The sequence below is a fragment of the Pseudomonas sp. FP453 genome (assembly GCF_030687495.1).
Lineage (GTDB): Bacteria > Pseudomonadota > Gammaproteobacteria > Pseudomonadales > Pseudomonadaceae > Aquipseudomonas.
Window position 1 is genome coordinate 1,984,276 of record NZ_CP117435.1, and the last position, 21,152, is coordinate 2,005,427.

A 21,152-nucleotide genomic window follows, 5' to 3' on the forward strand; every position below is an offset into this window, starting at 1 on the left:
CTTGGCTTGCAGCTTGCGGCTAAAAGCTTGTCGCAAATAGAGGATCTATTTTCATGACACAGAAATTTGACGTCGTAGTGATTGGTGCAGGCCCTGGCGGCTACGTTGCCGCGATCAAGGCCGCACAACTGGGCCTCTCGACTGCTTGCATCGAAAAATACACCGACAAGGAAGGCAAACTGGCGCTGGGCGGTACTTGCCTGAACGTCGGTTGCATTCCTTCCAAGGCGCTGCTGGACAGCTCCTGGAAATTCCACGAAGCCCAAGACGGCTTCGCGATCCACGGTATCAACCATGCTGGCGTGACCATGGACGTGCCAGCAATGGTCGGCCGTAAAGCCAACATCGTTAAGGGCCTGACTTCCGGCGTTGCGACCTTGTTCAAGGCCAACGGCGTGACTTCCCTGCAAGGCCACGGCAAGCTGCTGGCCGGCAAGAAAGTTGAAATCACCAAGCCAGACGGTTCGACCGAAATCATCGAAGCCGAGAACGTGATCCTGGCACCAGGTTCGCGCCCAATCGACATTCCACCGGCTCCAGTCGACAACAACGTGATCGTTGATTCGACCGGCGCCCTGGAATTCCAGGCTGTACCTAAGCGTCTGGGCGTGATCGGCGCTGGCGTGATCGGTCTGGAACTGGGTTCGGTATGGTCCCGCCTGGGCGCTGAAGTGACTGTCCTGGAAGCCCTGGACACGTTCCTGCTGGCTGCCGACACCGCTGTCTCCAAAGAAGCGCTGAAAACCCTGACCAAACAAGGCCTGGACATCAAACTGGGCGCTCGCGTGACCGGCTCGAAAGTCAACGGCGAAGAAGTTGTGGTCAACTACACCGACAAGGATGGCGAAAAAACCATCACTTTCGACAAGCTGATCGTAGCCGTTGGTCGCCGTCCAGTGACCACCGACCTGCTGGCCGCTGACAGCGGCGTGAGCCTCGACGAGCGCGGCTACGTGCACGTTGACGATCACTGCGCTACCTCCGTGCCTGGCGTCTACGCCATTGGTGACGTGGTTCGCGGCATGATGCTGGCGCACAAGGCTTCCGAAGAAGGCATCATGGTTGTCGAGCGCATCAAGGGCCACAAAACCCAGATGAACTACGACCTGATCCCATCGGTTATCTACACCCACCCGGAAATTGCATGGGTCGGCAAGAACGAACAGCAGTTGAAAGCTGAAGGCGTTGAAGTTAACGTCGGCACCTTCCCGTTTGCCGCTTCTGGCCGTGCCATGGCAGCGAACGACACCGGTGGTTTTGTCAAAGTCATCGCTGATGCCAAGACTGACCGCGTATTGGGCGTCCACGTGATTGGCCCGAGCGCTGCAGAACTGGTTCAGCAAGGCGCGATCGGTATGGAATTCGGCACCAGTGCCGAGGACCTGGGCATGATGGTCTTCTCCCATCCGACCCTGTCCGAAGCGTTGCACGAAGCGGCGTTGGCAGTGAATGGCGGCGCCATCCACATCGCCAACCGCAAGAAGCGCTAAGCGAGATAATAAGAAACCACGGCGGAGTTGCCCGTCGTGAGCCTTGCGCGCAAGACTCACCGCGGAATATCCGCTGGACGCAGCCTTGCGCAGCTTTACGGGCCTTGAGCCCCGCAAGTTGCGCAAGCAGCAGTCACAGGTGGCGCGGCACTCATAATGAGCGCAGCGCCGAATGCGCAGTACCTAACGAAGACGGTAAAAAGCATGAATCTTCACGAGTATCAGGGTAAGCAGCTGTTCGCTGAATACGGCCTGCCAGTATCCCAGGGTTTCGCAGTCGACACCCCGGAAGCAGCAGCAGAAGCTTGCGACAAAATCGGTGGTACCGAGTGGGTTGTCAAAGCCCAGGTCCACGCTGGTGGTCGCGGTAAAGCGGGCGGCGTTAAGCTGGTTCGCAGCAAAGAAGACGCCAAGGCCTTCGCACAGCAGTGGCTGGGCAAGCGTCTGGTGACTTACCAGACTGATGCCAATGGCCAGCCAGTCACCAAGATCCTGGTTGAATCGTGCACTGATATCGCTAAAGAGCTGTACCTGGGCGCTGTCGTTGACCGTTCGAGCCGTCGCATCGTGTTCATGGCTTCCACCGAAGGTGGCGTGGACATCGAGAAGATCGCCCATGACACCCCAGAAAAAATTCTGAAAGCCACTATCGATCCACTGGTTGGCGCTCAGCCATTCCAGGGTCGCGAGCTGGCTTTCCAGCTGGGTCTGGAAGGCAAGCAAGTTGCCCAGTTCGCCAAGATCTTCGTAGGTCTGGCCAAACTGTTCCAGGATCACGATCTGGCCCTGCTGGAAGTGAACCCGCTGGTGATCAAGGCTGACGGCGATCTGCATTGCCTCGACGCCAAGATCAACATCGACGCCAACGCCATGTACCGTCAGCCTAAGCTGAAGACTTTCCACGATCCGTCGCAAGACGATCCGCGCGAAGCGCACGCTGCCAAGTTCGAACTGAACTACGTAGCCCTGGAAGGTAACATCGGTTGCATGGTCAACGGTGCTGGCCTGGCCATGGGTACCATGGACATCGTCAACCTGCATGGCGGCAAACCAGCCAACTTCCTCGACGTGGGCGGTGGTGCTACCAAAGAACGCGTAACCGAAGCCTTCAAGATCATCCTGTCCGACTCCAACGTCGCTGCAGTACTGGTCAACATCTTCGGCGGCATCGTTCGTTGCGACATGATTGCCGAAGGCATCATCGGTGCAGTGAAAGAAGTCGGCGTGAAAATCCCGGTTGTTGTTCGCCTTGAAGGCAACAACGCTGAACTGGGCGCTAAAGTACTGGCAGAAAGCGGTTTGAACATCATCGCGGCTACCAGCCTGACCGACGCTGCTCAACAAGTTGTTAAAGCTGCGGAGGGCAAATAATGAGCGTCCTGATCAATAAAGACACCAAAGTTATCTGCCAGGGCATTACCGGTTCCCAAGGTAGTTTCCACACCCAGCAAGCCATCGAGTACGGCACCAAGATGGTTGGTGGTGTAACTCCTGGCAAAGGCGGCACCGAGCACCTGGGCCTGCCAGTGTTCAACACCGTGAAAGACGCTGTAGCTGCCACTGGCGCCACCGCCAGCGTGATCTACGTTCCAGCTCCTTTCTGCAAGGACTCGATCCTGGAAGCAGCGTTCGGCGGCATCAAGCTGATCGTTTGCATCACCGAAGGCATTCCTACCCTGGACATGCTGGACGCTAAAGTTAAGTGCGACGAGCTGGGTGTTGTCCTGATCGGCCCTAACTGCCCAGGCGTGATCACTCCAGGCGAATGCAAGATCGGCATCATGCCAGGTCACATTCACTTGCCAGGTAAAGTCGGTATCGTTTCCCGTTCCGGCACCCTGACCTACGAAGCTGTGAAGCAGACTACTGACGCCGGTTTCGGTCAGTCGACTTGCGTCGGCATCGGCGGTGACCCGATCCCAGGTTCGAACTTCATCGACATCCTGAAACTGTTCCAGGAAGACCCGAAGACCGAAGCGATCGTGATGATCGGTGAGATCGGCGGTTCGGCTGAAGAAGAAGCGGCTGCCTACATCAAGGCACACGTGACCAAGCCGGTTGTTTCCTACATCGCTGGTGTGACTGCCCCTGCTGGCAAGCGCATGGGCCATGCTGGCGCAATCATCTCTGGCGGCAAAGGCACTGCAGACGAGAAATTCGCTGCACTGCAAGACGCAGGCGTTAAAACCGTGCGTTCGCTGGCAGACATCGGCAAGGCCCTGGCCGAGCTGACCGGTTGGGCTGTCAAGTAAGCCTCGCGCTTAGCTGACGCTTTACCAAGCAAAGGCCACCTTCGGGTGGCCTTTGTGCTTTCTGGGTTTACCCATTTGTTGTGGGATCTACTCGGTCAAATGTGGGAGCTGGCTTGCCTGCGATAGCGGTGTGTCAGCCGACACATTTGGCACAGACAGATCGCTATCGCAGGCAAGCCAGCTCCCACAGTGGAATGTATTGCCACGTTAAGTATGAAAACGCGACATTTGAATGTCGCTTATCGGACAGTTCGCCCCGCAACAGTGCGTTCGTCAGCCAAATTCTGTATTCTGCCCGCCTCTTTATGCGTGTGCCTCCCAAAAGGAAGCCCCGCGCTAGACCGGTCGGCCCCCATCAGGGCTGGCAGTATTTCCCTCATCCATAGGGAATCCCTCTCTAAATTCCGATTCAGTAGTGTGGTATTTCCTCAAATGAAAGTGTTGAAAAGCCAGGATATCCTGGCGTTGGGCTTTATGACCTTTGCCCTGTTCGTGGGCGCCGGCAACATCATCTTCCCGCCTATCGTTGGTTTGCAGTCCGGGCCTCATGTCTGGATGGCAGCGCTGGGCTTTCTGATCACCGCCGTGGGTTTGCCGGTGGTCACCGTGATCGCCCTGGCCAAGGTCGGCGGCGGTATGGACGCGTTGAGCAGCCCGATCGGCAAGATCGCCGGTGGCCTGCTCGCGGCGGCGGCGTATCTGGCGGTAGGGCCGCTGTTCGCCACCCCGCGTACCGCGACCGTGTCCTTTGAAGTGGGCCTGGCGCCGCTGACCGGCGAAAGCCCGCTGGCGTTGTTCATCTACAGCTCGGTGTACTTCCTGGTGGTGTTCTTCGTTTCCCTGTATCCAGGTCGACTCCTGGATACCGTGGGTCGCTTCCTCGCCCCACTGAAGATCATCGCCTTGGCGATCCTCGGTATCGCTGCATTCGCCTTGCCGGCCGGTGACGTGGGTGTCGCCACCCCGGAATACGTGGCCGCACCGTTTTCCCAAGGCTTTATCCAGGGCTACCTGACCATGGATACCCTGGGCGCCCTGGTGTTTGGCATCGTGATCGTCAATGCCATCCGCTCCCGTGGCGTCGAGTCGCCCAAGCTCATCACCCGTTACGCCATCATTGCGGGCTTGATTGCCGGCGTGGGCCTGGCCCTGGTGTACTTCAGCCTGTTCCGCCTGGGCTCGGGCAGCCATGCCGTTGCCGCCGGCGCGACCAACGGCGCAGCGGTGCTGCATGCTTACGTGCAGCACACCTTCGGCTCCCTGGGCAGCGGTTTCCTGGCCGTGTTGATCTCCCTGGCGTGCCTGGTCACTGCCGTAGGCCTGACCTGTGCCTGCGCCGAGTACTTCAGCCGCGTCCTGCCATTGTCCTACAAGACATTGGTCGTGATCCTGGCGCTGTTTTCGCTGTTCGTGTCCAACCTGGGCCTGACCAAGCTGATCGCGTTCTCGATCCCGGTGCTCACGGCGATCTACCCGCCGTGCATCGTGCTGGTGGCCTTGAGCTTCTGCAAAGACTTCTGGAATGAACAGGGCCGCATTGTCGGCCCGGTGATGCTGGTGTCGTTCATCTTTGGTTGCATCGATGCGCTCAAAGGCGCTGGCTTGGCCGACTGGATGCCGGCGCAATTGGCGCACCTGCCGCTGAGCGAGCAGGGCCTGGCGTGGCTGGTGCCGTCGTTTTTGACCCTGGTGGTGGCGTTTGGGGTTGATCTGCTGCTCGGCAAGCGCAGCGAAGCGATCGCTTGATCGGCTAAAAGGCGCTACCGAAATGCCCCGTATCAATCGATACGGGGCATTTTTTTTTGGTTGTCAGGCAGTGTCTTTTCGCTTGGGCTAACGTCGAACAGGTTAAGAAAATTTCAAGTTGAAACGCAGTCAGTGTGGGAGCTGGCTTGCCTGCGATAGCGGTATGCCAGTTAACTCAGCAGTGACTGAACAGACGCCATCGCAGGCAAGCCAGCTCCCCCATTGATCGCGCTCGTCATAGGGACCCGCATGTCGTTCATCGAAACCAATCTGATCCACCTGCTTGCCGCGCTCTGGTTCGTCTTGTGCTGGGGCGGCTACACCCGTTATGCCACCTGGAAAGCACGGGACACGGCTTGCCTGGCCAGCGTGCTGCACCTGTATCGCGAAGACTGGATGCGCCGCATGCTGATGCGCGACAACCGCATCGCCGACGCCAGCGTGATCGGCAACCTGGAGCGGAACGCCTCGTTCTTCGCCTCCAGCACCTTGATCATCCTTGCCGGTATTCTCACCGTGCTCGGGGCCTCGGAGCGGGCGGTGTCGTTGCTGGCGGACATTCCCATGGTGCAGCAGGCGTCCCAGGGCATGTCGGAGATCAAGTTGCTGTGCCTGGCACTGGTGTTTGTCTACGCCTTCTTCACCTTCAGCTGGTGCATGCGCCAGTACAACTTCGCGGCCGTGCTGGTGGGTTCGGCACCGATGATCGGCGAGCGGCATGTGTCGGAGCAGGAGCGCAAGGCGTTCGCCCTGCGGGCGGCGCGGGTGATTTCCATGGCGGCCAACCAGTTCAACTTTGGCCTGCGCTCTTATTATTTTGGCATGACCATGTTGGCGTGGTTTGTCAGCCCCTGGTTGTTCATGTTGATGAGCAGCGGGGTGGTGTTGGTGCTTTACCGCCGGGAGTTTCATTCCGACGTATTGCAAGTGATGGTGTATACGCAGACCGACACGCCGCTGCCGGAGGCGGTAAAAGAGGCGGTTTAACTAACGCTTCAAGTAAAAACGGCAGACAAAGTAAAGCCCGCTATCTAAGCGGGCTTTCTTTTTGCAGCAGTGCTATTGCTAGCCGCGGTCTCAAGAACCGGTGGCTGGTGTAGCAGGTGCAGCTTCTTTTGCAGCGGCGGCGTTCGATTCAGCCTGAGCTTTGGCAGCTTCGGCGTTTTCTTTCGCAGCGTCGTTCACTTTATCCTGAGCCTTCGCCATGTCTTTCTGAGCTTGCTCGGAATGTGCAGCGGCGTCTTGGGCTTTGTCTTCGGATTTTTTGTCGCAGGCAGCGAGACCGAGGGCAGCAGCGAGCATCATGGAAATAGCTAAAGTCTTGCGCATGGGGTGTTTCTCCTTATTGAAGATATCTACTGGCCTTTCGAGCATGGGGCTCCGGCATTAGTTCCTTTTGTTTCACAGATATATAAACCGCTGACTTAAAGGAACTTTTGCCCGCGCCACCGATTTTGTCGATCCACACTAATAAGAGTCCCGAACGAATGACCGAAAACCCTTTGTTAGAGCGCGCGACGCGCTTTGTATCGGCCTTGCGCCATTGCCAGGTGTTGGGTATTACCGCTCATCACGCGAGCGGGGAGGGCATCACGTTGATCATGCCCTACGCCCCCCATCTCGTCGGTGATCCCAATACCGGTGTGATCCATGGTGGCGCCTTGACCTCCCTGATGGACACGGCCTGCGGCATGGCGACCTTATGTGTCTTGCCCGAGTTCGAGGTGTGCCCGACCCTCGACCTGCGTATCGACTACATGCACCCGGCCGAGCCCCATAAACCCGTGTTTGGCTTCGCCCAATGCTACCGCGTCACCACCGACGTGATTTTCACCCGTGGCTTCGCCTACCAGGACGATCCACAGCAGCCCATCGCCCATGTAGTGGGCACGTTCATGCGTATGGGCAAGCGTCTCAAGGGCACGCAAGGATTGGGCAGCGCGATCAAGGGAGAGCAGGCATGACACATCGATTCAAGACCCGCCTGGAACAGGCCCATGCGCGCGGCAACTACGACGAACTGCTGGGCCTGATCCCCTACGCCAAGCTGATCGGCATCGAATGCACCCGCCTCGGGGATGAGCTGCTGTTTCGCCTGCCGGCGAGCAAGGACAATATTGGTAACCCGATATTGCCGGCGCTCCACGGCGGGGTGATTGCCGGCTTTATGGAGCTGTCGGCGGCGCTGCACCTGCTGGTATTCACCGGTGCGCCGGGCCTGCCGAAAATCATCGACTTCTCCCTGGATTACCTGCGCGCCGGGCAGTTTCGCGACACTTACGCCAAATGCCAGGTGTGGCGCCAAGGCCGGCGGGTGGCGAATGTCGCGATCACCGCCTGGCAGAGCACGGCGGCGGAACCGATTGCCACGGCTCGCGCGCATTTCAAGATCGAGGAACCAAGTCGCCCTTGAAATCCTGGCCTTAGCCCCCAACTTGGATGACAACCCGCCGCCAATCATTGAGAACGCGGCCACTGCCATCCAATTGGAGTTTGATGACCATGAGCGTGGAAACTCAAAAGGAAACCCTGGGCTTCCAGACCGAGGTGAAGCAACTGCTGCACCTCATGATCCATTCGCTGTATTCCAACAAGGAAATCTTCCTTCGCGAATTGATCTCCAACGCCTCTGACGCTGTCGACAAATTACGTTTCGAAGCCCTGTCCAAGCCTGAGTTGCTGGAAGGCGGCGCCGAACTGAAAATCCGTGTGAGCTTCGACAAGGACGCCAAGACCGTCACCCTCGAAGACAACGGCATCGGCATGAGCCGTGAAGACGCGATCACCCACCTGGGCACCATCGCCAAATCCGGCACTGCAGATTTCATGAAGAACCTGTCGGGCGATCAGAAGAAAGATTCGCACCTGATCGGCCAGTTCGGCGTGGGCTTCTACTCGGCCTTTATCGTTGCCGACAGGGTTGAAGTGTTCAGCCGTCGCGCCGGCCTCGACGCCAGCGAAGGCGTGCACTGGTCGTCCAAAGGTGAGGGTGAATTTGAAATCGCCACCATCGACAAGGCTGACCGTGGCACCCGCATCGTGCTGCACCTCAAAGCCAATGAAGATGAGTTCGCCGACGGCTACCGCCTGCGCAACATCATCAAGAAGTATTCCGACCATATCGCTTTGCCCATCGAGCTGCCGAAAGAACAGGCTGTTGCCGAAGGTGAAGAAAAACCTGCCCAGGAATGGGAAGTGGTCAACCGCGCCAGCGCCCTGTGGACCCGTCCTCGTACCGAAGTCAAAGACGAGGAATACCAGGAGTTCTACAAGCACATCGCCCATGACTACGAGAACCCGCTGAGCTGGAGCCACAACAAGGTCGAAGGCAAGCTGGAATACAGCTCGCTGCTCTACGTACCGGCCCGTGCTCCGTTCGACCTGTACCAGCGTGAAGCGCCAAAGGGCCTCAAGCTCTACGTGCAGCGCGTGTTCGTGATGGACCAGGCGGAATCCTTCCTGCCGCTGTACCTGCGCTTTATCAAAGGCGTGGTCGACTCCAATGACCTGTCGCTGAACGTGTCGCGGGAAATCCTGCAGAAAGACCCGATCATCGACTCCATGAAGTCGGCGCTGACCAAGCGCGTGCTCGACATGCTGGAAAAGCTGGCGAAGAACGAGCCTGAGCAATACAAGGGCTTCTGGAAAAACTTCGGCCAGGTCATGAAAGAAGGCCCGGCTGAAGATTTCGCCAACAAGGAAAAAATCGCCGGCCTGCTGCGCTTTGCTTCGACCCATGAAGAGGGTGGCGAGCAGGTGGTGTCCCTGGCCGAGTACCTGGCCCGCGCCAAGGAAGGTCAGGACAAGATCTACTACCTGACCGGCGAAACCTACGCCCAGGTCAAGAACAGCCCGCACCTGGAAGTCTTCCGCAAGAAAGGCATCGAAGTGCTGCTGCTGACCGACCGTATCGACGAGTGGCTGATGAGCTACCTCAGCGAGTTCGACGGCAAGTCGTTCGTCGACGTGGCCCGTGGTGACCTGGACCTGGGTAACCTGGACTCCGCAGAAGAGAAGAAGGAAGCCGAAGAAGTCGCCAAGGCCAAAGAAGGCCTGGTTGAACGAATCAAGACCGCCCTGGGCGATGCCGTCAGCGAAGTGCGGGTTTCCCACCGTCTGACCGATTCCCCGGCGATCCTGGCCATCGGCGAGCAGGACCTGGGCATGCAGATGCGCCAGATCCTCGAAGCCAGCGGGCAGAAGGTTCCGGATTCCAAGCCGATCTTCGAGTTCAACCCGGCTCACCCGCTGATCGAGAAACTTGATGGCGAGCAGAGCGAAGAGCGGTTTGGCGACCTGTCGCACATCCTCTTCGACCAGGCGGCCCTGGCCGCTGGCGACAGCTTGAAGGACCCGGCCGCCTATGTGCGCCGCCTGAACAAGCTGTTGGTTGAACTGTCGGTCTGACACCGTTGTAGAAAAGCCCGCTTCGGCGGGCTTTTTCGTTCTCGTGCACCTCAACTGGAGTAAATGATGAGCCAAGTCACTGTGCGTTCCGTGGTCTATCAGCTTGATGGCCAGTCCTACGAAAGCCGCCTCGCGTTCGATGCCAGCCACCAGGGCCCGCTGCCGGGCCTGTTGATGGCGCCGAACTGGATGGGGGTGAGTGCGGGTGCCGAAGAGATCGCCAAGAGCGTGGCCAGTAAAGGCTACGTGGTGCTGATCGCCGACCTGTACGGGCAAACCGTGCGTCCGTCGAATGGCGATGAAGCTGGCGCGGCGATGATGCCGTTGAAAAACGATAACCCGGAGTTGCTCAAGCGCATGCAGGCGGCCTTTGCACAACTGCAGGCCCAGGCCGAGGTGGATACGGCGAAGCTGGCGACCTTTGGTTTCTGCTTCGGTGGTTTCTGCTCGCTGGAGCTGGCGCGTACCGGTGCACCGCTGAAGGCTGCCGTATCGTTCCACGGCACCATCGACACCCAGAACCCGGCAGGTGCCAGGCACATCCAGGGGTCAGTGCTGGTGCTGCATGGCGCGTCCGATCCTTTGGTGCCGAGAGAGCAGCTGCCAGCGTTTGAAGCAGAAATGAACGCGGCTGGGGTGGATTGGCAACTGCTGAGCTACGGCGGCGCGGTGCATTCCTTCACCGACCCGCACGCCAATGTGCCGGGCAAGATGATGTACGACGCGAAGACGGCCAAGCGGGCGTTCAAGTCGATGCATGATTTGTTGGATGAAGTGTTCGCGGGCTGATTTTTCGGCGCCTGTACTGGCCTCATCGCAGGCAAGCCAGCTCCCACATTTGAATGCGTTCACAAATCAAAATGTGGGAGTGTTTCAGGGCTGATTTTTTTGGCCCTATTGCAGGCAAGCCAGCTCCCACATTTGAATACGTTCACAAATCAAAATGTAGGAGCGGGCTTGCCCGCGATGGCTATCTCACCGGCAACTCAATCCTTTCAGATTCCCCCGGCACCGTCGGCCAATCCCCCGCCGCCCAACGCTGCCTTGCCTGCTCGATCACCGCCGGATCACTCGCCACGAAATTCCAATTGATCCGCCGCGGCCCATCCAATGGCGCACCGCCAAACACCACCAGATGGCACTCCGTCTCGGCAAACAGCGCCATCTCCTGACCCTGTGGCAACACCACCAGGCTGTGTACCTCCAGCGGCTCACCGTCCAGTTGCGCTTCGCCGTCCAGCACATACACCGCCCGTTCCTCATGCTCGTCAGGAATCAGCAGGGTGGTGGCCGTCTGCATCCGCACTTCGGCATACAGGGTCGGCGACAGCACCGGCACCGGTGACTTCAGGCAGAAGCCATTGCCCGCGATCAGGCGAACCTGTACCCCCAGGTTGTCACTGAGCGGCAGACTCGCCGCCGGGTGATGGCTGTAGTGGCCCGGCCCGGTCTCGTGATCCTTGGGCGACGCCAGCCATACTTGCAGGCCGTGCAGGCTGAATCCTGCGGCCTTGACGGCCTCGGGCGTGCGTTCGACGTGGGCAATCGCGCTGCCGGCGGTCATCCAGCTGACGTCGCCGGCCTGCACCACCTGATCCGAACCCAGGCTGTCCTTGTGCTGCAAGGCGCCTTCGAACAGGTAGGTGAGGGTGGACAGGCCGATATGCGGGTGCTGGCGGATATTCATGCCGCTGCCCGGCGCATAGCGGGTTGGCAGCATATGGTCGAAAAACACGAAAGGCCCGACGCTGCGGCATTCGCGCGAGGGCAGCGGGCGCAGGATCGGCTGGCCTTCCACGTCTTCGGGGCGTGGGCGGATCACGGTAAGGGGGGGCATGGCAGGTCCCAGTCTGAGCGGGTTAGATGGCGTTGAGCATAACCCGCTCGCCGGGATGTTGCTGCTACTGGCTGAAGGCGCCTTCCGACAAGGTGGTGTCGATGCTGATCTCGGCGGTGGTCATCAGCTTGTGCACCGGGCAACGGTCGGCCACGCGATGCAGCTCGTCGCGCTGGGCATCGGTGAGCACGCCTTTGAGGGTCAGCTTGACGTTGAGCTTGTATTTGCCTTTTTGCTCTTCGGTGGCGTCGTGGGTGACTTCCACGGTCACGCCGGTGAGCGGGATGTCCTTTTTCTGCGCGTAGAGCTTTACGGTCAAGGCTTTGCAGGAGGCCAGGGCGGCGTCGAAGTAGTCGTGGGGGGAAGGCGCCGAGTCATCGCCACCCAGGCTCTTGGGCAGGTCGGTGAACAGCTCGTGGTGGTTGATATTCACGCTGTGGCGAAAGTTGTCGTGGTTGAGCGTATTGACGGTAACGGGCATGGCAAACCTCACAGGAAGGGCAGGATGAAGGTCATGCAGTTATAGAGCATGGGCGCGTGCGGGTGTTCCCTGTTTTCTACAATCAGTTTCGTCGCGATTGTGCTAGGGGTTTATATCGCGTTTTCGTCTTACGCAAAGTGGCGCAAGGGCCGATACCTTCAAGAGCAGCCAGCTGCAAATGGATGCAGCGCATTTGGAAGGAACCAAGGCATGAGTATCAGAAGTCTGAATATCGCCCCGCGCGCCGGCCTGGGCTTTGGTGTGTTGGCGTTGATGGTGTTCGCGTTGGGCGGCTTCGCCCTGTTGCAGATGGCCAATATGCGTCAGCAGTCGGACCAGGTGGAGAACAACTGGTTACCCAGTGTGATGGCGGTGGGGGAGATGAGCCAGGACCTGTTGCGCGTGCGTGCGCTGACCCTGCGCCTGTTGCTCAACCGCGACCCCCAGGCGCTGGCACAGAACGAGCAGAAGCTCGGCGACCTCAAGAACGGCCTGCACCAGGCCCAGGGCTTGTACGAAGCGTTGATCGTGCTGCCCGAGGAGCGCACGCTGTTCGACCGCTTCAAGGCCCAGGAGCTGCAATACCTGCAACGTCAGGAGCAGGTGATGGGTTTTTCCAAGGCCGATCAATTGGACGATGCGATCAAGGTGGTCAACGGTGAGATGAATCGCCTTGCCGACGAAATGGCCGTCACCCTGCATGACCCCTGGTCAACCTCAACAAAACCAATGCCAACCTGGCCGCCAGCGTGGCGCAGAGTGTGTTCAGCCAATCGCGCAGCTGGGTGGTGGGCATGATTGCCCTGACGGCGCTGATCACCATCGGCCTGGCCGTGTGGCTGACCCGCAGCATCGTGCTGCCCCTGGCGCAGTCGCTGAAAGTCGCCCAGGGCGTGGCCAGCGGCGATTTGACCGGCGAGATCAACATCACCGGCAAGGACGAGCCCGCGCGGTTGCAGCAAGCGCTCAAGGGCATGCAGGAACACCTGCGGGACACCATCCGGCAGATCGCCGAATCGTCGAATCAACTGGCCTCCGCCTCCGAGGAACTCAGCTGCGTGACCGAGGATGCCACCCGTGGCCTGCACCAGCAGAACCAGGAAATCGAGCAGGCGGCGACGGCGGTCAATCAGATGACGGCAGCGGTGGAGGAGGTGGCGAGCAACGCGGTGGCCACGTCCCAGGCGTCACGCGAGTCCGATCGCATCGCCCAACAGGGGCGCGAGCAGGTGCGGCAGACGGTGGTGTCAATCGAGGCGCTGGCCTCGGATGTGACCGCCAACGCCACGCAGGTCGAGGACTTGGCGCAAAAGGTCTATGGCATCAGCAAGGTGTTGGATGTGATTCGTTCGATTGCCGAGCAGACCAACCTGTTGGCGCTCAACGCGGCCATCGAAGCGGCACGGGCCGGGGACGCCGGGCGCGGGTTTGCGGTGGTGGCCGATGAAGTGCGGGCGCTGGCTCATCGCACACAGCAGTCGACCCAGGAAATCGAGCTGATGATCAGCGGGATCCAGCAGGGCACCGATCAAGCGGTCAGTTCCATGCAGCACAGCAACACGCGGGCACACGCCACGCTGGATATCGCCAAATCGGCGGGGACAGCGTTGGAGGCGATTGCGTCGGCGTTCACCTTGATCAATGAGCGTAACCTGGTGATCGCCAGCGCGTCGGAGCAGCAGGCGGCGGTGGCGCGGGAGGTGGATCGCAACCTGATGAATATTCGTGATCTGGCGCATCAGACGTCTACCGGGGCGAACCAGACGAGTGCGGCGAGCCAGGAGTTGTCGCGGTTGGCGGTGGACTTGAACACCCTGGTGGCGCGGTTTTCGGTGTAGGGCGGGAGGGCCCCATCGCAGGCAAGCCAGCTCCCACCTTTGAATGTATTCACAAATCAAAATGTGGGAGCTGGCTTGCCTGCGATGCAGGCGACTCTGTCCAGAAACCTTCACCCATAAAAAAGCCCCGAACCAGTCGGGGCTTTTTCATGCAATCAAGCGACAGGTCTTACTTGCCCTGCCAGCGTTTCAGCACCAGGGTGGCGTTGGTGCCACCGAAGCCGAAGCTGTTGCTCATCACGGTGTCGATCTTGGCGTTTTCAACGGTCTTGAGCTGGATCGGCATGTCAGCGACGGCCGGGTCCAGTTCATCGATGTTGGCCGAGCCGGCAATGAAATTGCCTTCCATCATCAGCAGGCAGTAGATCGCTTCGTGAACGCCGGCGGCGCCCAGGGAGTGACCCGACAGGCTCTTGGTGGAGCTGATGGCCGGGGCCTTGTCGCCGAATACCGCACGCACGCCTTCCATTTCCTTGGCGTCGCCGACCGGAGTCGAGGTGCCGTGGGTGTTCAGGTAGTCGATTGGGGTATCCACGGTGGACATTGCCATCTGCATGCAGCGGATGGCGCCTTCACCGCTTGGCGCAACCATGTCGTAGCCGTCGGAAGTGGCGCCGTAACCGACGATTTCCGCGTAGATCTTGGCACCACGGGCCAGAGCGTGTTCCAGCTCCTCGACCACCACCATGCCGCCACCGCCGGCGATGACAAAACCGTCACGCTTGGCGTCGTAGGCGCGGGAGGCCTTTTCCGGGGTTTCGTTGTACTGGGTGGACAGTGCGCCCATGGCGTCGAACAGGAACGATTGGCTCCAATGTTCTTCTTCACCGCCGCCGGCGAACACGATGTCCTGCTTGCCCAACTGGATCTGCTCAACCGCAGTACCGATGCAGTGAGCACTGGTGGCGCACGCCGAGGAGATCGAGTAGTTCACGCCCTTGATGGCAAATGGCGTGGCCAGGCAGGCCGAAACGGTGCTGCCCATGGTCCGTGTGACACGGTACGGGCCAACGCGCTTCACGCCTTTTTCGCGCAGGATGTCCAGCGCTTCCATCTGGTTGAGGGTCGATGCGCCGCCCGAACCGGCGATCAGGCCGGTGCGTACGTTGGAAACCTGGTCTTCGCTCAGGCCGGAGTCGGCGATGGCGTCTTTCATGGCCAGGTAGGCGTAGGCGGCAGCGTGGCCGACGAAGCGATAGATCTTGCGATCGATCAGTTCTTCGAGGGGCAGGTCGATGGAGCCGGAAACCTGGCTACGCAGACCCATTTCGGCATATTCCGGGTTGAAGCGGATGCCAGGGCGACTTGCACGCAGGTTAGCGGTGACGGTCTCTTTGTCATTGCCCAGGCAAGAAACGATGCCCAGACCAGTGATAACGACGCGGCGCATGCGGATAACCCTTAAAAGTTGTCAGTGGAAGTGAATACGCCGACACGAAGGCCATCGGCAGTATAGATCTCGCGACCGTCGACGCTCACCGAACCATCGGCGATGGCCAGGTTCAGCTTGCCCTTGAGGACGCGCTTGATTTGAATGTTGTAGGTGACTTTCTTGGCGGTCGGCAGGACCTGGCCAAAGAACTTCACTTCGCCCGAACCCAGGGCGCGACCGCGACCCGGCAGGCCTTGCCAGCCGAGGAAGAAACCGACCAGCTGCCACATGGCGTCAAGGCCCAGGCAGCCTGGCATCACAGGGTCGCCTTCGAAATGGCAGGCAAAGAACCACAGGTCCGGGGTGATATCCAGCTCGGCGACCAATTCACCTTTGCCGTACTTGCCACCCTCTTCGCTGATATGGGTGATGCGATCCACCATCAGCATGTTCGGGGCGGGCAGTTGCGCGTTACCTGGGCCGAACAGCTCACCGCGACTGCAGCGCAGCAGGTCTTCCCGGGTAAAGGCGTTTTGTTTGGTCATGCGAGCTCCTCAATAATCCCATGCGGCAGGGTAGGGTAAATCTTCCCGAACCGACTGAAGCGTTACGCCTCATACCGGCAGCCTACACATAGACTATTGCGTTGTAGTGAAAGTCACAGCGGCAAGGCACTGAATGTACACTTGTTCACTGAAATTTTAAACCGGGCCTGTTTATCGGGTCCGTTTGGGTGCCTAAGACTGCCGCACTTTCGTCTTTCACGCCAGTCGGAGTTGGCTGATGGCGCGGCGCTATTGCACCCAACGTTGCAGGATTTGCTGCAAATCCGTGCGTTTGAATGGCTTGGCCAGGTAATCGTTCATTCCGGCGGCCAGGCAAGCTTCGCGGTCACCCTGCAAGGCGTTGGCAGTGAGGGCGATGATTGGCAGGTCGGCGCAGCCCGGCAACTGGCGAATCTGCCGGGTCGCCTCGTAGCCATCGATCAACGGCAACCGGCAGTCCATCAGGATCGCGGTGAAAATCAGGCTTTCGGCACTGCGGATCGCCTCGGCGCCGTCGATGGCCAGGCTGACTTCAAAGCCCAGGCTGCGCAACATGGCCTCAAACCACGGTGCGGTTGACCGGGTTGTCCTCCACCAGCAGCACATGGCGGCCATCGCCGGCGCTGCTTTTGCCGTCGGCGTCGGCGGTGGTCAGCGGCAAGTATTGCTGGTCGATGGCCAGGGGGATTTCCAGGGTAAACACCGAACCACGGTTTTCTTCGCTTTGCGCGCGCAACGTGCCGCCCATGCGTTCGGCCAGGGTGCGGGCGATGGGCAGGCCCAGGCCGGTGCCGCCGTAGCGTCGGGAGATGGAGCTGTCGGCCTGCTGGAACGCGTCGAACATCAGCTCCAGGCGCTCGGCCGAAATGCCAATGCCGCTGTCACGCACGGTGCAGGTGAACCACAGCAGTTCGTGGTCGAGGGGTTGCCACTGCGGCTCGATGGTCACGTTGCCCTGCTCGGTGAACTTCAAGGCGTTGCCGATCAGGTTCACCAGGATTTGCCGGATGCGGGTCGGGTCACCCTGCACTTGCAGGGCGGCCATGCCTGGCGGAATCAGCAGCTCCAACACCAGCCCGCGCTGCACGGCACTGTGCTGGAAGGCCTGGGCGCAGCTGTTGATCAGGTCGGCCAGGTTGAACGGAATGTGCTCCAGCTCCAGGGCAGCCCGCTCGATGCGCGAGAAGTCGAGGATGTCGTTGATAACCTTGAGCAAATGCTCGGTGGACTCGGAGGCCAGCGCCGCGTATTCGGTCTGCTCCTCGGTCATCTCGGTGGTTTCCAGCAGCTGCAACATGCCCAGTACGCCGTTCATCGGCGTGCGCAGCTCATGGCTCATCATCGCCAGGAAATCCGACTTGGCATTGTTCGCCCGTTCCGCCTCTTCGCGGGTCTGGATCAACTGGGCCATGGCCTGGTGTTGCTCGCGGCTGGCCTGGTTGAGGCCTTCGGCGAGGTTGTTGATATGCCGCGACAGGTCGCCCAGCTCCGAGTCATCGACAATCGGCAGCGGTGTCTTGTAGTCGCCTTGCTGGATCGCCTTGACCGCGTGGCCCATGGCGCTGATCGGCTGCGACAGGCTTGCGGCCAGGCGTCGCGCCAACAGAAAGGTAAACAGCAGGGCAAACAGCGCCAGGATGCCCGCCTTGAAGAGGATTTCCTGCTGGCGCTGGCTGAACGCGTCGTTGGACATGCCGACGATCACCCGCCCCAGGTAATCCGCGCGGGGCGCCTTGGGTTCGTTGAGGTTGTCCTGGAAGAAATCATTGCCCAGCTGGATGTGTTGCAGGCGGATCGGTGCCTGGAAGACTTTGACCGACAGCGACCGGTCATGGGTTTCCGACGGTTGTTCGACATACACCAGGATGTTCTCGGCGCTGTCCTGGATCTCCAGGAAGCGCACATGGGGCGTCGCCAATGTCGCACGCAACAGGCTCTCCAGCACATCGTTGTTGCCGGAGATCACCCCGTATTCGGTGGCGGGCGCCAGCTGGTTGGCGATCAGTTGGCCGGTGTGGTCCAGCTCCTGGCGCAAATCCTGGATGCGCACGAAGGTAAAGAAGCTGATCAACAGCAACGTCAGCAACAGCGCCGGGCCCAGGGTGATGAGCTGGGTGCGGGTGTTGATATCCCAACGACGACGCAGGGTCATGGGCGTTTTTCTCCTTCGGCCAGCCGGGCGGCGATGTGGGCTTCATCCACCTCTTCGAGCCCCAGCGAGCGTGCGACTTGCGGGTTGCCCGCGACTTTGAAGTGTTCCGGGTACAGCGTGCGGGGCCAGGTGGCCGGTGGCTGGTCGAGCAGGCGGTCGAGCACTGCCAGCCAATCGCTCTGGTCGCTGTAGGTGCTGGCCAGGCTGCCGGCGCGGACGAATCCGGCATTGGGCCCCACCAGCGGCAATTGCCGGGCGTAGCTGCTCAGCAGCAGGTTCTTCGCGGTTTTCGGGTTGTAGAGTTGCGGGTCGTCGAGGCCGAGCAGCACATCACTGCTCTTGAACAGGTTTTGCAACGGGCGGCTGTCGTTGGTGTTGTCCCACAGCTGCGGCACCACTTCCAGGCCCATGGGCGTGGCGTATTCAATCAGCTCTCGCAGCAGGAATTCGCTGTCGGCCGCGTAGAGCACACCGATGCGCCGGGCCTGGGGCAGGATGCTAGCGATCAGGTGCAACTGGCGCGCCAGCGGTGGGTCGCTCCACAGCAGGCTGATCCTCGCCGGCACGTGGCTGCCGAGGCGTTGCCGGGCTTGCAGGCGGCTGATGCGCAGCACCAGGGTCGGCGGGCCCTGGGCGTCTTGCAGGCGCCAGTCGAGGCTGGCCAGGTCCAGCAGGATCAGGCGCGTGCCGGACGGCAGGTGGCTCGGTGCAGGCAAGTCCTTGAGCGGGGCGAAGGTCACGTGGTCGTCCGGACGTTCCTTGGCCAGCGCCTCGGTGAAGGCTTGCACACCCGCGCTGCCTTCGGCCGCGGTCAGCAGGATCTCGGCACTCCAGGTCGGTGCGGTGAACAGCAGGCACAGCAACAGCAAGGCGCGCTGCCATGGCCGTGGCGTGCAGACGTGGGTCATCCTTGACTGAGCGCCCATGTCAGAACTCTAGCTCCGCACTGAAATAGAGCACGTGACGCGAGTCGTAGTGGTTGTCGGCCCAGGTGGTGGGCTGGTTGTCGAGGCGTTTTTGCAACATGCCGGCCAGCTCCACGTTGGCTTTGCCCAGGGCAATGCGCTTGGCCACCCGCAGGTCGACCCGTTCGAAGCGATATTGGTTGAGCGCATCGTCGCCATAATAGAACAGCGCGCTGGACCAGCCCCGGCCCCATTCCCGCAGCCAGCCGGCCGAGCCACTGTTGCGCGCGGTCTGGGCCTTGTCCCTGGGGTTGCTGGTGGTGGCGTCGACGTAAGCATAGGTCAGCCGCAGGCGGTCGGCGTTGCTCATGCGCCAATCGAACTGGGATTCGGCGCCGGTAAACCGCGAGCTGTTGGCGTTGCTGGCAATGTACTGGTTATTGCGCAGCGGCGAACTGATCATCTCGGTGATCTCGTCGTAGAACAGCTTCACGTCCAGGTTCAGCCCGAGGTCGGCGAAGAAGCCGTTGTAGCCCAGTTCCCGCGAGCGCATCAGCTCTTTGTCGAGGTTGCCCGGGCCGCGTGTCACCACAAAGTACTGGCCGGTGTTCTGCCCGTAGGCTGGTGAACTGAGGTTGGTGACGCGGTAGCTCCAGTTGACGTTGTTCTCGAACATGTCCGGCGAGCGGATCGCCTCGGAATACACCGCGCGCAAACCGTGGCGCGGGTTGATCAGGTAGTTGACCGCCACCCGTGGCGTCAGCGAGCTGCCGCTCAGGTGGGTGTCTTCGAACATCGCCCCGCCCTGCAACAGCCAGTGCTCGCTGGCGCGCCATTCCAGTTGGCCGAACAGGCGCCAGGTGGTGTCGTCCAGGGTGCCGTTGAAGTAGGTGTCGGAGTCGGCGCGGTCATAGCGATAATTCACACCGCTGACCAGGCGCAGGCTGTCGGACAGGCTCAGGGTGTCCTGAATCTCCAGGTCGTAGCGGCTTTCGCGGGTGCTTTGGTTGATGTCGCCGCACACGCTCTGGTTGGCGCCGTTGCGCCACTGGTCCAGGACCTGGTTGCCCAGCGCTTGCTCGTCGGCGCTGCCCGGTGGCGCGACGCCCTGGCTGTAGCTGTCCATGTGCCGCGCCAGTTGTTCGGCGTAGTTGGGGTTGAGTTGCCACAATCGGGTCAGCTCGGGGCTGAACGAGACCTTGGCGTCGCAGGCCTTCCAGATCTGCTGGCGATCCCACTGTTGGGCGGAGCCCTGGATATACAGGCTGTGCTCGGGGTTGAAATCGAAGTTCCAGCGCAGGGACGCGGCGTAGTCCTTGGCCGCGACGTCGGAATTGTTGCCACCTTCGGTAATCCCGGCGAATACCGGTGTGTAGGTATAGGGCCGCTGGTTGGTCCCTTCCTTCGCGTTGAGTTGCCAGTCGATGCTTTGCTGCGCGTTCAACGTCTGGCTCACGGCCAGGCTGAAGCGGTTGAGGCGGCGGCTGTCACGGCGGTCGGCGCCGGCGGCATCGCTGTCAAAGCCGTCGTCTTGTTGCCCCGACAGGGACAAACGCAAGTCGCCGGTGTCCCAGCGCACGCCCTGGCTGGCGTAGTAGTCGTTGATCCCACGCTGACCACGGATGACTTTCACCCGCGCGCCCTGGCTGTTGGCCGGTGAGCGCGTAAGGATATTGACCACCGCCATCAGCGCGTTGGCGCCATAGCTGACGGTGTTGGGGCCGCGGAATACTTCGATGCGCTCGATATCTTCCATGGCCACTGGAATGTCGCTCCAGTCTACGGTCGCCAGGCCCGCCCGATACACGGAGCGCCCGTCGATCAACACCTGCATGCGCCGCGCATCGCTGGCACTGGTGCCGTGGTAGTTCACCGCCGCCTGATTGCCGGTGGTGTAGCCGACCATCATCCCCGGCACCAGGCGCAGCAGTTCGCTGATGTCCCGCGCGCCGCTGGCCTTGATCAACTCGCTGTCGATCACCGTCATGCTGCCCGGCACGGCGGCGGCCGATTGCTTGAGGCGCGTGGCGGTCAGGACCTGTGGCAGCGGTTGGCTGTCGAGGAACAGATCGTCGGCCAGCACCGTGCCGCTGCACAGCAGCATCAACAGCAGAGATGAACGGGGAG

18 protein-coding genes and 1 pseudogene are annotated in these 21,152 nt (G+C 60.5%); 11 read left to right on the forward strand and 8 right to left on the reverse strand.

What is annotated here, in order from left to right; all coding sequences use genetic code 11:
* Positions 1-53 precede the first annotated feature (53 nt).
* The 5 genes from lpdA to PSH87_RS09135 all read left to right on the forward strand — a co-directional run bounded on the left by lpdA (position 54) and on the right by PSH87_RS09135 (position 6,475).
* Positions 54-1,490, forward strand: a complete 1,437-nt coding sequence (lpdA, locus tag PSH87_RS09115; RefSeq protein WP_017734334.1) for a dihydrolipoyl dehydrogenase — start codon at positions 54-56, stop codon at positions 1,488-1,490.
* Positions 1,491-1,694: 204 nt separating this feature from the next.
* Positions 1,695-2,861, forward strand: a complete 1,167-nt coding sequence (sucC, locus tag PSH87_RS09120; RefSeq protein WP_017734333.1) for an ADP-forming succinate--CoA ligase subunit beta — start codon at positions 1,695-1,697, stop codon at positions 2,859-2,861.
* Complete coding sequence (sucD, locus tag PSH87_RS09125; RefSeq protein ID WP_003172813.1) at positions 2,861-3,742, forward strand: succinate--CoA ligase subunit alpha; 882 nt, start codon at positions 2,861-2,863, stop codon at positions 3,740-3,742. The genes sucC and sucD overlap by 1 nt, the downstream gene beginning before the upstream one ends.
* A 432-nt stretch (positions 3,743-4,174) precedes the next feature.
* Positions 4,175-5,488: a branched-chain amino acid transport system II carrier protein gene (gene brnQ, locus PSH87_RS09130; RefSeq protein WP_305433197.1), complete on the forward strand. Its 1,314-nt coding sequence runs from the start codon at positions 4,175-4,177 to the stop codon at positions 5,486-5,488.
* A 249-nt stretch (positions 5,489-5,737) separates the two neighbouring features.
* A complete protein-coding gene (locus PSH87_RS09135; protein ID WP_017734331.1) occupies positions 5,738-6,475 on the forward strand; it encodes a DUF599 domain-containing protein in 738 nt (245 codons plus the stop codon).
* Positions 6,476-6,565: 90 nt separating this feature from the next.
* On the opposite strand, the gene PSH87_RS09140 is transcribed toward PSH87_RS09135, so the two are convergent.
* Positions 6,566-6,817, reverse strand: coding sequence for a hypothetical protein (locus PSH87_RS09140; protein WP_026136463.1), 252 nt, complete (start codon positions 6,815-6,817; stop codon positions 6,566-6,568).
* Between the two features lie 158 nt (positions 6,818-6,975).
* Between PSH87_RS09140 and PSH87_RS09145 the strand changes: the two genes are divergently transcribed.
* The 4 genes from PSH87_RS09145 (at position 6,976) to PSH87_RS09160 (ending at position 10,684) form a co-directional block, all read left to right on the forward strand.
* Complete coding sequence (locus PSH87_RS09145; protein ID WP_305433200.1) at positions 6,976-7,452, forward strand: PaaI family thioesterase; 477 nt, start codon at positions 6,976-6,978, stop codon at positions 7,450-7,452.
* Complete coding sequence (locus PSH87_RS09150) at positions 7,449-7,901, forward strand: PaaI family thioesterase (RefSeq protein ID WP_017734328.1); 453 nt, start codon at positions 7,449-7,451, stop codon at positions 7,899-7,901. The genes PSH87_RS09145 and PSH87_RS09150 overlap by 4 nt, the downstream gene beginning before the upstream one ends.
* A gap of 89 nt (positions 7,902-7,990) precedes the next feature.
* A complete protein-coding gene (htpG, locus tag PSH87_RS09155) occupies positions 7,991-9,895 on the forward strand; it encodes a molecular chaperone HtpG (RefSeq protein WP_305433202.1) in 1,905 nt (634 codons plus the stop codon).
* Positions 9,896-9,961: 66 nt separating this feature from the next.
* Positions 9,962-10,684: a dienelactone hydrolase family protein gene (locus PSH87_RS09160; RefSeq protein ID WP_305433204.1), complete on the forward strand. Its 723-nt coding sequence runs from the start codon at positions 9,962-9,964 to the stop codon at positions 10,682-10,684.
* Between the two features lie 181 nt (positions 10,685-10,865).
* Here PSH87_RS09160 and PSH87_RS09165 read toward each other — a convergent pair whose 3' ends face one another.
* Positions 10,866-11,732, reverse strand: coding sequence for a pirin family protein (locus PSH87_RS09165; RefSeq protein ID WP_305433206.1), 867 nt, complete (start codon positions 11,730-11,732; stop codon positions 10,866-10,868).
* 64 nt (positions 11,733-11,796) lie between these two features.
* The gene (locus tag PSH87_RS09170) at positions 11,797-12,213 is read right to left on the reverse strand and encodes an OsmC family protein (protein ID WP_017734324.1); all 417 of its coding nucleotides are present in this window, start codon (positions 12,211-12,213) and stop codon (positions 11,797-11,799) included.
* A 210-nt stretch (positions 12,214-12,423) separates the two neighbouring features.
* Here PSH87_RS09170 and PSH87_RS28785 point away from each other — a divergent pair, with 210 nt between their 5' ends.
* Together PSH87_RS28785 and PSH87_RS28790 are read left to right on the forward strand one after the other, a co-directional pair.
* A complete protein-coding gene (locus PSH87_RS28785; protein WP_370695298.1) occupies positions 12,424-13,011 on the forward strand; it encodes an MCP four helix bundle domain-containing protein in 588 nt (195 codons plus the stop codon).
* Positions 13,008-14,051, forward strand: coding sequence for a methyl-accepting chemotaxis protein (locus tag PSH87_RS28790; RefSeq protein ID WP_370695314.1), 1,044 nt, complete (start codon positions 13,008-13,010; stop codon positions 14,049-14,051). The genes PSH87_RS28785 and PSH87_RS28790 overlap by 4 nt, the downstream gene beginning before the upstream one ends.
* Before the next feature lie 169 nt (positions 14,052-14,220).
* Here the strand turns inward: PSH87_RS28790 and fabB are convergent, their stop codons facing one another.
* The 5 genes and pseudogenes from fabB to PSH87_RS09200 form a co-directional block, all read right to left on the reverse strand.
* Positions 14,221-15,441 carry a beta-ketoacyl-ACP synthase I gene (gene fabB, locus PSH87_RS09180; RefSeq protein ID WP_017734322.1) on the reverse strand — a complete coding sequence of 407 codons (1,221 nt, stop codon included), beginning with the start codon at positions 15,439-15,441 and terminating at the stop codon, positions 14,221-14,223.
* A gap of 11 nt (positions 15,442-15,452) precedes the next feature.
* Positions 15,453-15,968 (reverse strand): 3-hydroxyacyl-[acyl-carrier-protein] dehydratase FabA, encoded by a 516-nt coding sequence (gene fabA, locus PSH87_RS09185; protein ID WP_017734321.1) that lies wholly within the window; start codon positions 15,966-15,968, stop codon positions 15,453-15,455.
* 249 nt (positions 15,969-16,217) lie between these two features.
* Positions 16,218-18,120: pseudogene (locus PSH87_RS09190) on the reverse strand (ATP-binding protein).
* On the reverse strand, positions 18,117-19,046 hold the full coding sequence (locus PSH87_RS09195; RefSeq protein ID WP_305433209.1) for an ABC transporter substrate binding protein: 930 nt from the start codon (positions 19,044-19,046) through the stop codon (positions 18,117-18,119). Before PSH87_RS09195 ends, PSH87_RS09190 begins: the two are co-directional and overlap by 4 nt.
* Before the next feature lies 1 nt (position 19,047).
* Positions 19,048-21,129: a TonB-dependent siderophore receptor gene (locus PSH87_RS09200; protein WP_305433211.1), complete on the reverse strand. Its 2,082-nt coding sequence runs from the start codon at positions 21,127-21,129 to the stop codon at positions 19,048-19,050.
* Positions 21,130-21,152 lie beyond the last annotated feature (23 nt).

Excerpts from the sequence above, each read along its gene's own strand:
- PSH87_RS09150 (WP_017734328.1), top strand. The coding sequence starts at position 7,449 with ATGACACATCGATTCAAGACCCGCCTGGAACAGGCCCATGCGCGCGGC.
- brnQ (WP_305433197.1), top strand. The coding sequence starts at position 4,175 with ATGAAAGTGTTGAAAAGCCAGGATATCCTGGCGTTGGGCTTTATGACC.
- htpG (WP_305433202.1), top strand. The coding sequence starts at position 7,991 with ATGAGCGTGGAAACTCAAAAGGAAACCCTGGGCTTCCAGACCGAGGTG.
- PSH87_RS09200 (WP_305433211.1), bottom strand. The coding sequence starts at position 21,129 with ATGCTGCTGTGCAGCGGCACGGTGCTGGCCGACGATCTGTTCCTCGAC.
- fabA (WP_017734321.1), bottom strand. The coding sequence starts at position 15,968 with ATGACCAAACAAAACGCCTTTACCCGGGAAGACCTGCTGCGCTGCAGT.
- PSH87_RS28790 (WP_370695314.1), top strand. The coding sequence starts at position 13,008 with ATGATTGCCCTGACGGCGCTGATCACCATCGGCCTGGCCGTGTGGCTG.
- fabB (WP_017734322.1), bottom strand. The coding sequence starts at position 15,441 with ATGCGCCGCGTCGTTATCACTGGTCTGGGCATCGTTTCTTGCCTGGGC.
- PSH87_RS09140 (WP_026136463.1), bottom strand. The coding sequence starts at position 6,817 with ATGCGCAAGACTTTAGCTATTTCCATGATGCTCGCTGCTGCCCTCGGT.
- PSH87_RS09145 (WP_305433200.1), top strand. The coding sequence starts at position 6,976 with ATGACCGAAAACCCTTTGTTAGAGCGCGCGACGCGCTTTGTATCGGCC.
- lpdA (WP_017734334.1), top strand. The coding sequence starts at position 54 with ATGACACAGAAATTTGACGTCGTAGTGATTGGTGCAGGCCCTGGCGGC.
- PSH87_RS09135 (WP_017734331.1), top strand. The coding sequence starts at position 5,738 with ATGTCGTTCATCGAAACCAATCTGATCCACCTGCTTGCCGCGCTCTGG.
- sucD (WP_003172813.1), top strand. The coding sequence starts at position 2,861 with ATGAGCGTCCTGATCAATAAAGACACCAAAGTTATCTGCCAGGGCATT.
- PSH87_RS09165 (WP_305433206.1), bottom strand. The coding sequence starts at position 11,732 with ATGCCCCCCCTTACCGTGATCCGCCCACGCCCCGAAGACGTGGAAGGC.
- sucC (WP_017734333.1), top strand. The coding sequence starts at position 1,695 with ATGAATCTTCACGAGTATCAGGGTAAGCAGCTGTTCGCTGAATACGGC.
- PSH87_RS28785 (WP_370695298.1), top strand. The coding sequence starts at position 12,424 with ATGAGTATCAGAAGTCTGAATATCGCCCCGCGCGCCGGCCTGGGCTTT.
- PSH87_RS09195 (WP_305433209.1), bottom strand. The coding sequence starts at position 19,046 with ATGGGCGCTCAGTCAAGGATGACCCACGTCTGCACGCCACGGCCATGG.
- PSH87_RS09170 (WP_017734324.1), bottom strand. The coding sequence starts at position 12,213 with ATGCCCGTTACCGTCAATACGCTCAACCACGACAACTTTCGCCACAGC.
- PSH87_RS09160 (WP_305433204.1), top strand. The coding sequence starts at position 9,962 with ATGAGCCAAGTCACTGTGCGTTCCGTGGTCTATCAGCTTGATGGCCAG.